Below are 13522 nucleotides of genomic sequence, written 5' to 3'. Positions count from 1 at the left end.
GGCCCGGCCGAGAGATCGGCCGGGCCCGCGGTGTGTCGTGCGACGCTACGGCGTCAGGACTGGCCGCCGCCCGTCAGCGGGGACGTGAAGCGCACCGGCAGGCTGCGCGGGTAGCGCGACCACGGCGAGACCGACATCTTGATCGAGTCGTAGGCCACGGTCAGCTCCATGTCGAGGATCCTGCGCAACAGGGTGTCCACGGCGATGCGGCCGATGAGCGGGCCGATGCGGTGCGCGGGGCACGAGTGGGCCCCGGCGCCCCACGTGAGGTGGAACCGGCTGCCCAGCTCCTCCCACGGGTCGTCGGTGCGGATGGCGCGGTCGGCGTTGGCCGCCGCGACGGCGGGCACCAGGGCGTCGCCGAGCGCGATCCGACGCCCGCCCAGCTCGCAGTCCTGCCGGGCGAACCGCGGCAGCACGTGCGGCGCCGGCGGGTGCCGCCGGGAGACCTCGTCCAGCGCGTCGTCCAGGTCGAGCCGGCCCCGGCGCACGCGGGCCGCGAACGCCGGGTCGGTCAGGATCATGTGCAGGGTGCTCGCGATCCAGGCGATCTCGGCGTCGTGCCCCAGGCTGAACATCACGCCGATCGAGGCCATGACCTCGACGTCGTTCGCGTGGTTCGGGTGGTTCACCAGGGCCGTGGTCAGGTCCTCGCCGGGCTCGGCCCGGTGCGTCGCCACGAGCACCGCGAGCAGCGACTCCTGCTCCACGGCCGCCGCACGAGCCTTCTCCTTGCCCGCGTAGAGGGCCTCGGTGAGCTCGTGCATCTTGTTCCCGTCGGACAGGCTCATGCCGAACATCTCGGTCATGACCATGACGGGGACCGCCACCGCGTAGTCCTTCACCAGGTCGGCCTCGCCGCGCGGCATGAGGCGGTCGATGATCGCCTCGCACGTCACCGCCACGGTGCGGGCCAGCCGCTTCTCGTCTACGGAGCCGAGCGCGTCGTCGAGCGGGGCGCGCAGGCGGCGCTGCTGCATCCCGTCGAGGAAGTACGCGTTCTCCCGCGGGGCGAGCGCCGCGAAGACGCCGGAGTCCGCGGGCAGGGAGCGCTCCTGGACGTACCGCCAGTTGCGCGAGTTGCGCGAGAACAGCAGCTCGTTGCGCATCACGCTGCTGGCCTCGTCGTAGCCGAGCACGAGCCAGGCGGGCACGCCGGGCTCCAGGTCCATGGGCGCCACCGGGCCCCATTCGTCCCGCAGCCGCTCGTAGAGCTTGTGCGGGTCGCGCGCGGTCGTGATGTCCGACAGCTGCATCCGGTCCGGAATGTCTTCCAGGCGGCGATGCAGTCTGTTGGCCAACGTCACGCGTTGACCTTCTGGAAGACCGGGAAGGTCATCGCGTGCTCGACCAGCGTGATGAGGGTCAGGACGGCGGACTGCCGGTCCCGGGCGTCGCACTCGACGATCGGCGTCTCCGGCAGCAGGTCCAGCGCCGCTCGGACCCGCTCCAGCGGGTAGTCCGGCGAGTCCGGGAACTGGTTGACGACCACCGCGAACGGGATCTTGGTGCGCAGCTCGAGCTGGTCCAGCACCTCGAAGCTGTCCTCGAGGTGCCGGGTGTCGATCATGACCAGCGCGCCCACGGCGCCGTCCGCCAGGCCGGACCACAGGTCCCAGAACCGGCGCTGGCCCGGGGTGCCGAACAGGTACAGCGCGATGTCCTCGGTCACGGTGATGCGACCGAAGTCCATCGCGACCGTCGTCGTCTCCTTGTTCGGCTGCCCCGGGTCGATGCCCACGCTCGCCGTGGTGATGCGCTCCTCGGTGCGCAGCGGGTCGATCTCGCTGACCGCGCCGATCAGCGTCGTCTTGCCCACCCCGAACGCGCCCACGACGAGGATCTTGACCGACCGTGCGACGGTCGGTGCCAGATGCTGTCCGGGAACCGGTCGGTCAGAGCTTGCGGAGTCCATCGAGAATCTTCTCCAGGATGTCCTTGCCGGGCAGGACGTGCGCTTGGTGGTTGGAACGGATCGTCAGGTTTCCCGCGTCGACCAGGTCGGAGACCATGACCGCCACGAGACTTACGGGTAGCGCCAGGTACGCCGCCACCTCTGCCAGCGCGAGCGTGCCCTGGCACAGCTGCACGAGCTCCCGCTCCAGCCGCCCCGCCGTCGAGAGCACCGGACGGCTCTCGACGGCGCGCACGAGCGTCTCCGGTCGCAACGTGTTCCGCGACGGGTGCGCACGCCCCGAGGTGAGCACGTACGAGCGCACCGGGTGATCGCGGTACTCCTCGGTGTCCATCCCCTCGCCCCCTGTTGGTCGATCAGGTATCGGTCGAGCTGGTGGTGCCTGATACGGCCGAGCCACGGCGGGCTCGGGTACTGCTTTCCATGAAGCCTGGGCCGGTATCGGGATCAGCTGTTGATCCGGTCCGTGCCCAGCGTGCGCTCACCGATCATGAGCACCTGGGCCTGCATCTGCTGCGCAATCAGTGCCGGGTCGATCACCGTGTCCGTGATGACCGCCAGGCGGGAGCCGTCGCCGGCCCCCCGGACGAACAGGAAGCCGCCGTCGAACTCCACCATCACCTGGCGGATCGTGTCGCTGTTCCCGAACTCCCGGCTCATTCCGATCCCCAGCGCCGCTAGTCCGGCGCAAGCCGCCGCGACCTTGTCGGCCACGTCGAGCGGGGTCTGGTCGGTCCGAACCTTCATCAGCCCGTCGGAGGTGAGCACGACTACATGCCTGACCCCCCGTACACCACTGATGAGCTCGAGCATCCAGCTGTTGCCGTCGGTGCTCGTCATGCCGTCGGCCTGCGTAGTCATCGGTCCTCCGAAGTTCCGTCGGCGCCAGCCGACGGTTCGCTGCTGTCGTGTGAGTCCCCGAACCGCGCCTCGCTCGAGCTGAAGAAGGCGCCCATCCACTCGCCGGCCTCCTCGGCCGTCTGAGCGGGACCGGTGTCCTCGGTACGAGGCTCCGGCCTGGGCTCGGCCCGGTCACCGGGCGCGTCCACCTCTCCACGGCGGGACCGCCGCTGCGGGAGCGCAGCCGGCTCGGGGAACTCGTCATCCTCAGGGCGGGCTCGCCCAGGGCGTAGGGGCAGCTCGCCCGGGGCCTTCACGTGAGCACCGGCCACGGGCGTCTCCTCCTCGTCGTCGACCACGTCGCCGCGCACGCTGAGCGGCTCGACGGGTAGCACGGTCGCGGCATCGGGCGCCGCGGGGGCTGGCCACTCGTCGTCCTCGGCGGGCTTCGCCGTGGGCAGCTCGGTTGCGAGCGGCGCCTCCACGACGGCGGTCGCGGCGCGGCTGGAGGCCAGCGCGGCCACCCCGGTGGAGGGCACGTGCGCGCTCGGCAGCGTGGCGGCCGGCGTGAGCATGCCCGACGGCACCACTGCCTCGGTGAGCTCGGCCGGGATCATGACGATCGCGCGGAGGCCGCCGTACACGGACTCGGTGACGTCCACGCGGAAGCCGTGCCGGCGGGCGTAGGTACCGACCACGGCGAGGCCCGTCTGCGGGATCTCGCCCAGCTCGGTGATGCTGATCTCGCGCTTGCCGGAGGCGATGTCGCGCGCCTGCTCGAGCTGCTTGAGGTCGAGGCCCACGCCGCAGTCGTCGATCTCGACGACGGCACCACGTTGCACCTGGCGGAGGGCCACGAGCACCTGCGTGGTGGGCGGGGAGGACTGCGTGGCGTTGGACAGCAGCTCGGCCACGAGGTGGATGAGCGGCTCGACGATCCGCGCCGAGACGGCGACGCCGGGGTCACCCGACACCTCGACCCGGTGGAACGCCGTGATGCGGCTGGCGGCGCCCTTGACGACGTCGGGCAGCGGGAGCGGCTCGCTCCACTGCTGGCCCGGCCACTCGCCGCACAGGGCCGCGAGGCTCTGCGCCTGGCGGGCCTGCTGGGCCGCCGCGTGGTCGACGCGCATGGAGGTCTGCAGGATGTCCGCGTCGGTGGGGTGGCGCTGCACCATGCGCGCCGCCTCCTCCTGGATGCGGTGCGCGGCGGCCTGGACCTTGCGGCTCAGGGCGACCACGGCCACCTGGACCGCGTCGCGCCGGGCGACCCGCTCCTCCTGCACCCGGGCGAGCATGCCGGCGGCCTCGTCGAGCCTGGCCTGGGCACGGGCGTCGCCCGGCAGGTGCGGCAGCGGCGGGGCGGGCTCGCTCTCCAGGAACGCGGGCAGCTGCTCCTTGGCGAGCGCGTCGAGCGCCGCGGAAGCGGCGTCGGCGCGCTCCTCGGCCCGGCGGTAGGCGAGGACCAGGTCCTCGTGCGAGGCGAGGTCGTCCCGGGAGGACTTGGCGGCGATCATCGCGGCCACCACTGCGAGACCGACGGCGGCGATGCCGACGAGCCAGGCGGGCCACGTGGAGTCGAGGCCGGTGGCAGTGAACAGGACCGGTGCAACGAAGACGTAGGCACCCACGCCGGCGACGCACACCCAGGGCGCGACCTGGCGCAGCCTGCTGGGCGGAGGAGCAGAAGACATCGAGCTCACCGAGCCGATCCCCCTAGTAGTTGTGTCGTCAGAGTCCGGGTTGTCCCGACGGCGAATGCCGCTACCTGGACCCCGAACTCGGCTGAAGAGGGCGAACAACCCCCTGGAGTGCAGTTTCTACCACAGGGCGTCCCACACGTGGAAGGGCACGACCGTGGTGCGAAGTGCGAAAATATGTGCCAGTGAGGAATGGGGACAGACCGTGGCCGAGTAACCCCCCAAATCAGCAAAAAACGGGCACACACGGTTCAGGCGAGCGGCAAGCGGGCCCGCCGGCGGCGGACGCCGCGACCGGCCGCGTAGGGTGCTCGTCATGAGCGCCGAGCCCACCCAGACCGACACCCGAACCGCTCTCCCCGCGACCCCCCTCGACCCCGCGACGGACCCGTTCGCCTGGCTCGAGGACGTCGAGGGCGCGGACGCCCTGGACTGGGTCCGCGAGCGCAACGCGCACAGCGCGGCTGCCCTGGGCGGCGACCGGTTCACGACGATCGAGGGCGAGGTCCGCGAGGTCCTCGACTCGGACGACAAGATCCCGCACGTCTCGAAGGTCGGCGAGCACTACTACAACTTCTGGCAGGACGCCGGGCACCAGCGCGGCCTGTGGCGCCGCACCACGCTCGACTCCTACCGGACCGACGCGCCGGAGTGGGAGACCGTCCTGGACCTCGACGCGCTCGCCGAGCAGGAGGGCGAGAGCTGGGTCTGGCACGGCGCGAGCGTGCTGCGCCCGACGCCGGAGCAGCTCGCGGCGGGCGAGCCGCGGCGGCACGCGCTGGTCGACCTGTCGCCCGGCGGCTCGGACGCGGACGTCACGCGCGAGTTCGACCTGGTCACCAAGCAGTTCGTGGCGCCGGAGGCGGGCGGGTTCGTCCGGGCGGAGGCCAAGGGCGGGCTGTCGTGGGTCGACCAGGACACCGTGTACGTGGCGACGGACTTCGGCGAGGGCACCATGACGCCGTCCGGGTACGCCCGGCAGGTCAAGCTGTGGCGGCGGGGCACGCCGATGGAGGAGGCCACGCTCGTCTACGAGGGCACGGCGCAGGACATGGCCGTCGGCGCCTACCGGTCGCACACGCCCGGGTTCGAGCGCGACCTGGTGTACCGCGCGCTCCGGTTCTACGCCGAGGAGACCTTCCTGGTCACCGGTGTGGGGACAGCCCACCAGGAGCTGGTGAAGATCGACGTGCCCGACTCGGCGAACGTGAGCCTGCACCGCGAGTGGATGCTGGTGCGGCTGCGGGACGACTGGACGGTCGACGGGACCACGTACCGCGCCGGGTCGCTCCTCGCCACGCCGTTCGACGACTTCATGGCCGGCTCGCGGGACCTGACCGTGCTGTTCGAGCCGACGGCGACGACGTCGCTCGCGGGGGTCACCTGGACGCGCCACCACCTGGTGGTCAACGTGCTCGACGACGTGAAGAACCTGCTGCACGTGCTGACGCCGCCGTCGGCTCCGGTCGCCGGCGGCGCCTGGGCCCGCTCCGAGCTGCCCCTGGGCGGCGAGCTGCTCACGGTCGGGGTGGGCGCGGTGGACGTCGTCGACTCCGACGACGTCTGGGTGGTCACCACCGGGTACCTGACGCCGTCGACCCTGGGCCGGGCGACCGTGGGCGCGCAGGAGGCGCCGGAGGTGCTCAAGTCCGCGCCGTCGTACTTCGAGGCGGCGGGCCTGGAGGTGCGCCAGGAGTTCACGACGTCGGACGACGGGACCCGCGTGCCGTACTTCGTCGTGGGCCGGGCGGACCTGGTCTCGGGCGAGGCGGGTCCCGCGCCGACGCTGCTGTGGGGCTACGGCGGGTTCGAGCACGCGATCCTGCCGGGGTACTCGGGCACGATCGGGCGCGCGTGGCTGGACCGCGGCGGCGTGTACGCCGTGGCGAACATCCGCGGCGGCGGCGAGTACGGGCCGGCCTGGCACCAGGCGGCGCTGAAGGAGAACCGGCACCGCGCGTACGAGGACTTCGCCGCCGTGGCGCGCGACCTCGTGGCCCGGGGCATCACCGTCCCGGAGCGGCTGGGTATGGAGGGCCGGTCCAACGGCGGGCTGCTGGCGGGCAACATGCTGACGCAGTACCCGGAGCTGTTCGGCGCGATCATCGTGGGCGTGCCGCTGCTGGACATGAAGCGCTACTCGCACCTGCTGGCGGGCGCGTCGTGGATGGCGGAGTACGGCGACCCGGACACGGCCGACTGGGAGTTCGTGCGGACGTTCTCGCCGTACCACCTGTTCGACGCCGCCCGGCAGTACCCGCCGGTGCTGTTCACGACGTCGACCAAGGACGACCGGGTGCACCCCGGGCACGCCCGCAAGATGGCGGCGCTCATGCTGGCCGCGGGCAAGGACGTGACGTACTACGAGAACATCGAGGGCGGCCACGGCGGCGCGGCCAACAACGCGCAGGCGGCGTACATGGCGGCGACCCACTGGACGTTCCTCTGGAACCGCCTGGCGGGCTGACCCCGCTGGCTGACCCGGCAGGCTGACCTCTTCACCTTCGAGGCCCCACTTTTCTTCGCTTTGAGCTACATCAAAGTGAAGAAAAGTGGGGCCTCGAAGTGGAGTCAGGCCTCGGCCTTCTCCGCCAGGGTCTCGGCCACGCGGCCCAGGTTGGCCAGCTCCGCGCGGTGCGCGTCCACCGGGCCCAGGGCCCGGCGGGGTGCGGCCAGGAGCGTGACGTCCCCGAGGCCCGCGGCCGACAGGCCGATCCGCCGCCAGGGCTCCGCGACGAGCTGGGCCAGCTCGCCGAGCGCCGGTCCGGCGCACTGCGAGACCTGCGCCGGCGGCAGCCCCGCCCACAGCCCCGTGCCCCGCTCGACGGCCCGCGCGATCAGCTCCCAGGCCTTCTCGTTCCAACCGCCGGGGCCGACGTCGGCCAGGTCGAGGCCCAGCGCGTCCGCGCCGGCGAGCACCACGGGCGGCACGCCCACCCAGGTGCCGCCGAGGTGCACCACGGACCGGGCGCCGGCGTCGCGCACGGCGGCGAGCACCGGCTCCAGCCCGCCGACGATCCCCGGGCCGTCCACCGCCCGCAGCCGCGAGAACCCGGAGAACGTGGGCAGCACGCCCGCGTGCACCTGGCCGAGCAGCGGCTCCGCGAGCTGCACCGTGACCTCGGCGCCGGGCACCTGGGCCACGACGTCGGCAACCAGCGTGCGCAGGCCGTCGGCGAGGGCGAGCGCCAGGTCGGCGCGGGCCCCGGCGTCCGCCAGGACGCGGTCCCCGCGGGCCGACCAGAGCTGGGCCGCGAGCGTCCACGGTCCCAGCACCTCGACCGCGAGCGGCCCGGCGTGACCGTGCGCCGCGATCGCGAGCGCGCCCAGGTCCTCGCGCCAGAACGTGTCGGCCCGCCGCGCGTCGGCGCCGGGCCGGTCGGTGAGCTTCCAGCCGTGCGGACCCAGCTCGACGGGCATCTCGGTCAGCCGCGCCGCCGTCCGGCCCAGGGCGTCCGCGCCCGGGCCGCGCTGCGGCAGCTGGGTCAGGAACGGCACCGCGTCGACGCCGGTCGGCAGCTCGGCGAGCTCGCCCAGGGCGATCTGCTGGGCCTCCAGCACGTCGCGCTCGCCGCCGGGCCACGGCCCGTGCCCGCTCACAGCGGTCATCAGCTCTCCTCGTTCAGGGGCGCGGGGCCGGCGCCGGCGGTCCGGCGCCACGGCCCGCGCCGAAGGTACAGCCCCGAGGGTACGGCTCGGGTGGGCCGGGTCCGGACGACGGCGGGGCCGGGTCCGCATCAGGCCGACCGGAAGGCCGGGTCAGGCCAGGCCGGCTCAGGCCGCCGGCGCGCGCCAGGACCGGGCGACCGTGGCCTGGCCGAGCACCCAGGTGCCGCGGTAGACCACCAGGGACTGCCCCGGGGCCACGCCCCGCAACGGCGTGCCGGTCAGTGCCACCTCGAGCGAGGTGCCGTCGGCCCGCACGCGCGCCGGGACGGGCGCCCCGTGCGCCCGGACCTGCACCTCGGCGTCGAACCAGCCGCCCGCGTCGGGCACGACGACGCCGTCCGGCACCCCGCCGTCCGCCGCCGCACCGCCGTCCGCCGCATCAGGCAGCACCCCCTCGAACCACAGGGACTTCTCCCCCGCGATCCGGTCCACGCTCAGCAGCTCGGCCGGACCCACGACCACGGTGTTCGTCGAGGGCTGCACGTCCACTACGTAGCGTGCCTTGCCGTCGGCGGCGGGGCGGCCCAGGGCGAGCCCGCGCCGCTGCCCCACGGTGAAGGCGTAGGCGCCGTCGTGCTCGCCGACCACCTCGCCGTCGACGTCCACGACCTCGCCCGGGCGGGAGCCCAGGCGGTCGCGCAGGAAGCCGCGGGTGTCGCCGTCGGCCACGAAGCAAATGTCGTAGGAGTCGGGCTTGGCCGAGACCGACAGGCCGCGGCGCTCTGCCTCGGCCCGCACCTCGTCCTTGGACGCGAAGCCGCCCAGCGGGAACATCGCGCGGGCCAGGCGCTCCGGCCCGGCCACGGCCAGCACGTACGACTGGTCCTTGGCGTCGTTCGGCGAGCGGTGCAGCTCGCGCACTGTGCGCGCGCCGCCGTCCGCCCCCGGGACCTCGCGCGTGACGATCTGCGCGTAGTGGCCGGTCGCGACGGCGTCGAACCCGAGGGCCGTCGCCTTGTCGAGCAGGGCCTCGAACTTGATGTGCTCGTTGCAGCGCACGCACGGGTTGGGGGTGCGCCCGGCCTCGTACTCGGAGAGGAAGTCGGCCACGACGGTGTCCTCGAAGCGCTCGGACAGGTCCCACACGTAGTACGGGATGCCGAGCATGTCCGCGGCGCGGCGGGCGTCGCCGGCGTCCTCGATGGAGCAGCAGCCGCGCGAGCCCGACCGGAACTGGTCCCGGTTGCGCGAGAGCGCCATGTGCACCCCCACGACGTCGTGCCCGGCCTCGACCGCGAGCGCGGCAGCAACCGCGGAGTCCACGCCGCCCGACATGGCGGCCAGCACCCTCACGAGGCACCGCCCATCGCGCGGCCCGACACCAGGCCCGCGGCCTGTGCCCGCGCCACGACCTGCGGCAGGGCGGCCACGAGCCGATCGACGTCGGACTCGGTGGACGTCGCCCCGAGCGTGAAGCGCAGGGCGCCGCGGGCCTCGGCCTCGGGGACGCCCATGGCGAGCAGCACGTGCGACGGCTGCGGCACGCCGGCCTGGCACGCCGAGCCGGTGGAGGCCTGCACGCCCGCGGAGTCCAGCAGGTAGAGCAGGGAGTCGCCCTCGGCGCCGGGGAAGGTGAAGTGCGCGTTGCCGGGCAGCCGGTCGCCCGCGGCGGGCTCGGGGCCGCGCAGCACCGCGGACGGCGCGGCGTCCCGCACCCGGGCGACCAGGTCGTCGCGCAGCGCGCGCAGGCGCGCGGCGCGCTGGGGCAGGCAGTCGACGGCGTGCCGGGTGGCGACGCCGAAGGCCGCGATCGAGGCGGCGTCGAGCGTGCCGGACCGCACGCCGCGCTCCTGGCCGCCGCCGTGCAGCACGGCGTCGAGCGCGAGGTCGCGCCGGGCGAGCAGCGCGCCGACGCCGACGGGGCCGCCGAGCTTGTGGGCCGAGACGGTCATGGCGTCCACGCCGGACTCCGTGAAGTCGACCTCGGTCTGGCCGACCGCCTGGACGGCGTCGGTGTGCACGGGGATGCCGTAGGGCCGGGCCGCGCGCACGACGTCGCGGACCGGCTGGACCGTGCCGACCTCGTTGTTGGCCCACATGACGCTGATCAGCGCGGTCTCGGCGGCGTGGGCGGCGAGCTCGGCGCGCAGGGCGTCGAGGTCGAGCCGGCCCTCGGCGTCGACGGGCAGCAGCACGATCTCCGCGCCCGCGTGGCCCGCGAGCCAGAACGCGGGGTCGAGCACGGCGTGGTGCTCGACGGCGGAGACGAGCACGCGGGTGCGGCGCGTGTCCTGCGCGCGGCGTCCCCAGAAGATGCCCTTGATCGCGAGGTTGTCCGCCTCGGTCCCGCCCGAGGTGAAGATGACCTCGCTCGGCCGTGCGCCCAAGGATCCCGCCACCGTCTCGCGCGCCTCCTCGACGGCCCGGCGCGACGTGCGGCCCGCGGAGTGCAGCGACGACGCGTTGCCGGTGCGCTGCGCCTCGGCGACGTACGCCGCGAGCGCCGCCGCCGACATGGGCGTGGTCGCGGCGTGGTCGAGGTACGCGCCTTCGGGCTCGCGGGGCTGCTCACCGTGGGCGCCGCTCGCCGTCAGGGGCGTGCGCGCCGGGTCAGGGGGCGGAGTGGTCACGATCATCAAGCATACGAACGCTTCGGGGGCGGGAACGCTTCCCGCGGTGTGAGCCGCGCTATGCCCGCCCCCGCCCCACCCCCTGAACGGGGCCCCGCTCACTCCCTGGGGAACACGTGGCTCAGGTCGGTCTCCCACTGCTCCAGGGCGCCGGCGGGCAGCTGCCAGACGTACTCGTTCTTGAGCTTGCCGCTGTCCGTGGCGAACGGTCCGGTGCGGTGGGCGTAGAAGGCGATGGTGGGCAGCGTGCCGTCGGGGGCGGTGCGCACGCCGTTGTTGAAGTCGCCGTTGCGCCGCCGCAGCTCGGTGATGACGAAGGCGCGGTACCGGTCCTGCTCCAGCGTGCCGTCCTGCGTCGCGGCGGCACTGAGCTGGAGCGCGATGTGCAGCTGGCGGTCGCCGTGGTCGTCCTCGTAGCTGATCAGGCGGTGGTTCTCGACCGCCTCGAGGAGCTCGGGGTCGCTGTGCACCACGTCGCGCAGGGCGTCGGGGCCGATGACGGCGCCGTTGTAGTCGACGGACAGGTCGGACCGGCCGTAGTGGAACAGCAGGGGCAGGTCGAGGAACTTCTCGGCGACGACCTCGTGGTGGCCGAGCTCCTTGAGCACGGGCAGCACGTCGCGCACGCGCAGCACGTGGCCCCGGTCGTGGATGTTGTACCGGACGCGGGGGTTGATGTTCCGGTCGCGGGCGATCGTGACGACGAGCTCGCCGGCGTCGTTGGTCTCCACGAGGTAGTCGAACGGGTTGAACTGGAAGATCATCGGGAGCACGCCGTACTCGCCGGTCCGGGTCAGCCGCTCGGACAGCCGCGGGTCGGCGGCGATGGCGCGGCGCAGCGCGACGGTGAAGTCGGTCTCGATGCTGAGGTTGATCTCCAGGTCGCTGGCCCCGTACGAGCCGAACACGCTGTGGGCGTACTTGAGGATGTGCGAGCGCATGTTCTCGCTGATGCCCTCGCCGCCGAACGCGGCCACGATGTCGTAGGCGGCCCAGTCCAGCCGGTCGTCCTCGAACAGGGACTTCAGGAACGGCGGGTAGCTCGTGATGATGTACGTGTAGTCGGTCCCGAACTCCTGCATCGTGGCGATGATCTTGTCCTTGTCGGGCCCGCAGGACTTGATCATCGTGACCTCGGTGAGCGAGGACGTGACGTTCATGCCGGTTGCCCAGGCCCCCAGCGAGAACGCGTTCAGCACGAACGGCTTCTTGCGCAGGGACGACGCCGTCCGCGCGAAGCCCACCTGGAGCAGCTGGCGGGTCGCGGCGCGCTCCTCGCGGCCGCGCACCCAGCTCGTGGGGGTGCCGGAGCTGCCGGAGGACTCGTCGACGACGACGCCGCGCCGCGGCAGGGTGCCGCCGATGCAGCGCTCGGGGATGCTCCACCGCTTGACGTAGGACTCCTTGTCCATCTCCGGGATGCCCCGGAACGTCTCGGCCAGCGAGCCCGTGCGGCGCAGCCTGCTGTCGCGGCCGTGCTCGGCGAGGAACGCGCGGTAGGCGGGCACCTCGCGCGCCGCGAGGTCGAACGTGCGCCAGGCCCGCAGCCGGCCGAGCCACCAGCGCAGCGGCTCGATGCCCGGCCCGAGCAGCACCTTGTGCGTGTGCACGCTGTGGGTCAGGGGGCGCACCACGGCGTCCACCAGGGCCACGAGGGTGAAGGCGAGGACTCGTCTCATCGGTCGGCTCCCAGCAGCATCGAGGCGGCCGGACGGCGGTGCGCCACCGGCGGGGTCTTGCTGTACCCGAACCGGAACAGCATCCAGGCCATGCGGTCGCCGCTCTCGTCGGCGGAGATCTCCCGCGCGAAGGCCTCGTGCGAGCCGGGGTTGGTGATCACGGTCCCGAACGGGTGCAGCCGCACGCCGTGGGCGGTGAGCTCGAGCCACAGACGCATGAAGGTGCGGCCCGCCTCGATGTGGTCGGCCGGCCGCGCGAACGGGCCCTCCAGCCAGCCGAGCTGCCGCACCCCGCGCATCGTGTTCAGGTACATCGCGCGGATGGCGCCGCCGATCACCGGCGCGTCCCACAGGCCGCGGTGGCTCATGGCGAACCGGAGCAGGCCGCCGGGCATGAGCATTGCCTCGGCGCTCAGGCCGTCGCCCCGCTCCCGGGCGTCGTCCTTGCTGAACCGCAGCCAGGTCATGATCTCCTCGTACACCGCGTCGTTGCGCAGGTCGGAGAACAGCGTCGCCTGGTTGATGTGCACCAGCCGGCGCACGACGGCGCGGTCGGCGGTCGTGCGGAACGTGTGGCCGGCGGTGTGTGCGACGTCGGCGGCGGCGGCCACGACGTCGTCGGGCACCAGGCGGGCGTCGTAGGGGCGGCGCGACGTCTGACGGGACCGGAAGAGCTCCAGCCGCGCGCGGGCGTCGTCCGACACCGGGCGCGGGACGAGCCGTACGGTGCCCAGGCTGTGCAGCCGGCCCGTGCCGGAGAAGTCCATCTCGCCGTCGTCGATGCTCTCCTCGACGCCGTACCCGAGCCCCTCGGCTACGGTGCGCAGCGACTCCAGGAAGACGCCGGCACAGACGTGCCCGAACGGGATGCCGAACGACTCCGCGGGCAGCCCGAGGTCGAGGTCGTAGTAGAGCTCGGCGGTGGACTCGTCCACCGGCCGGAGCTTGATGGGCTGGGAGTTGTGCGGGGACGGGTAGTGCCGGGCGTCCTCGACGATGCTCGGCCACGGCTCGGTGTGCGACACGAGCGCAACCTAGCGCGAGCCACCGACATGCCGACCCTAAAGATGTAAAAGCGTTATGCATGGAAAAGCCGGGTACGGGGTCGTCGGTCGAGCTTGTCGAGTCCTCAGCGGGTCTCGACAAGCT

The 13522-nt window shown here is 73.0% G+C and carries 11 protein-coding genes; 1 reads left to right on the top strand and 10 read right to left on the bottom strand.

The window, feature by feature from the left end; all coding sequences use genetic code 11:
- Window positions 1-53: 53 nt before the first annotated feature.
- The 5 genes from ACFU5G_RS24595 to ACFU5G_RS24575 all read right to left on the bottom strand — a co-directional run bounded on the left by ACFU5G_RS24595 (window position 54) and on the right by ACFU5G_RS24575 (window position 4449).
- Window positions 54-1256, bottom strand: a complete 1203-nt coding sequence (locus ACFU5G_RS24595; protein ID WP_377250689.1) for a cytochrome P450 — start codon at window positions 1254-1256, stop codon at window positions 54-56.
- 47 nt (window positions 1257-1303) lie between these two features.
- A complete protein-coding gene (locus tag ACFU5G_RS24590; RefSeq protein ID WP_377250686.1) occupies window positions 1304-1834 on the bottom strand; it encodes an ATP/GTP-binding protein in 531 nt (176 codons plus the stop codon).
- A 61-nt stretch (window positions 1835-1895) separates the two neighbouring features.
- Window positions 1896-2249, bottom strand: a complete 354-nt coding sequence (locus tag ACFU5G_RS24585) for a DUF742 domain-containing protein (RefSeq protein WP_020017549.1) — start codon at window positions 2247-2249, stop codon at window positions 1896-1898.
- A 113-nt stretch (window positions 2250-2362) separates the two neighbouring features.
- On the bottom strand, window positions 2363-2755 hold the full coding sequence (locus ACFU5G_RS24580; RefSeq protein WP_026366069.1) for a roadblock/LC7 domain-containing protein: 393 nt from the start codon (window positions 2753-2755) through the stop codon (window positions 2363-2365).
- Window positions 2756-2772: 17 nt separating this feature from the next.
- Window positions 2773-4449 (bottom strand): ATP-binding protein, encoded by a 1677-nt coding sequence (locus tag ACFU5G_RS24575; protein WP_377250683.1) that lies wholly within the window; start codon window positions 4447-4449, stop codon window positions 2773-2775.
- Between the two features lie 322 nt (window positions 4450-4771).
- Here ACFU5G_RS24575 and ACFU5G_RS24570 point away from each other — a divergent pair, with 322 nt between their 5' ends.
- Window positions 4772-6922 carry a prolyl oligopeptidase family protein gene (locus tag ACFU5G_RS24570; RefSeq protein ID WP_377250681.1) on the top strand — a complete coding sequence of 717 codons (2151 nt, stop codon included), beginning with the start codon at window positions 4772-4774 and terminating at the stop codon, window positions 6920-6922.
- A 104-nt stretch (window positions 6923-7026) separates the two neighbouring features.
- Here ACFU5G_RS24570 and ACFU5G_RS24565 read toward each other — a convergent pair whose 3' ends face one another.
- From ACFU5G_RS24565 to ACFU5G_RS24545, 5 genes are all read right to left on the bottom strand, one after another.
- The gene (locus ACFU5G_RS24565; protein WP_377250678.1) at window positions 7027-8064 is read right to left on the bottom strand and encodes a hypothetical protein; all 1038 of its coding nucleotides are present in this window, start codon (window positions 8062-8064) and stop codon (window positions 7027-7029) included.
- Between the two features lie 165 nt (window positions 8065-8229).
- Window positions 8230-9417 (bottom strand): tRNA 2-thiouridine(34) synthase MnmA, encoded by a 1188-nt coding sequence (gene mnmA / locus ACFU5G_RS24560; RefSeq protein ID WP_377250676.1) that lies wholly within the window; start codon window positions 9415-9417, stop codon window positions 8230-8232.
- Window positions 9414-10700 (bottom strand): cysteine desulfurase family protein, encoded by a 1287-nt coding sequence (locus tag ACFU5G_RS24555; RefSeq protein WP_377250674.1) that lies wholly within the window; start codon window positions 10698-10700, stop codon window positions 9414-9416. The genes mnmA and ACFU5G_RS24555 overlap by 4 nt, the downstream gene beginning before the upstream one ends.
- Window positions 10701-10792: 92 nt before the next feature.
- Window positions 10793-12373, bottom strand: coding sequence for a CoF synthetase (locus ACFU5G_RS24550; RefSeq protein ID WP_377250671.1), 1581 nt, complete (start codon window positions 12371-12373; stop codon window positions 10793-10795).
- On the bottom strand, window positions 12370-13398 hold the full coding sequence (locus ACFU5G_RS24545) for a hypothetical protein (RefSeq protein WP_377250669.1): 1029 nt from the start codon (window positions 13396-13398) through the stop codon (window positions 12370-12372). The genes ACFU5G_RS24550 and ACFU5G_RS24545 overlap by 4 nt, the downstream gene beginning before the upstream one ends.
- Between the last annotated feature and the right edge of the window lie 124 nt (window positions 13399-13522).

Origin of the sequence: Promicromonospora sp. NPDC057488, from assembly GCF_042802395.1 — a bacterium.
Lineage (GTDB): Bacteria > Actinomycetota > Actinomycetes > Actinomycetales > Cellulomonadaceae > Promicromonospora.
This window is presented reverse-complemented; position numbering and strand designations above follow the sequence as displayed.

Coding starts and splice junctions, on each gene's coding strand:
- ACFU5G_RS24595 (WP_377250689.1), bottom strand. CDS start 1,256: ATGCAGCTGTCGGACATCACGACCGCGCGCGACCCGCACAAGCTCTAC.
- ACFU5G_RS24555 (WP_377250674.1), bottom strand. CDS start 10,700: ATGATCGTGACCACTCCGCCCCCTGACCCGGCGCGCACGCCCCTGACG.
- ACFU5G_RS24580 (WP_026366069.1), bottom strand. CDS start 2,755: ATGACGAGCACCGACGGCAACAGCTGGATGCTCGAGCTCATCAGTGGT.
- ACFU5G_RS24585 (WP_020017549.1), bottom strand. CDS start 2,249: ATGGACACCGAGGAGTACCGCGATCACCCGGTGCGCTCGTACGTGCTC.
- ACFU5G_RS24565 (WP_377250678.1), bottom strand. CDS start 8,064: ATGACCGCTGTGAGCGGGCACGGGCCGTGGCCCGGCGGCGAGCGCGAC.
- ACFU5G_RS24575 (WP_377250683.1), bottom strand. CDS start 4,449: ATGTCTTCTGCTCCTCCGCCCAGCAGGCTGCGCCAGGTCGCGCCCTGG.
- ACFU5G_RS24570 (WP_377250681.1), top strand. CDS start 4,772: ATGAGCGCCGAGCCCACCCAGACCGACACCCGAACCGCTCTCCCCGCG.
- ACFU5G_RS24550 (WP_377250671.1), bottom strand. CDS start 12,373: ATGAGACGAGTCCTCGCCTTCACCCTCGTGGCCCTGGTGGACGCCGTG.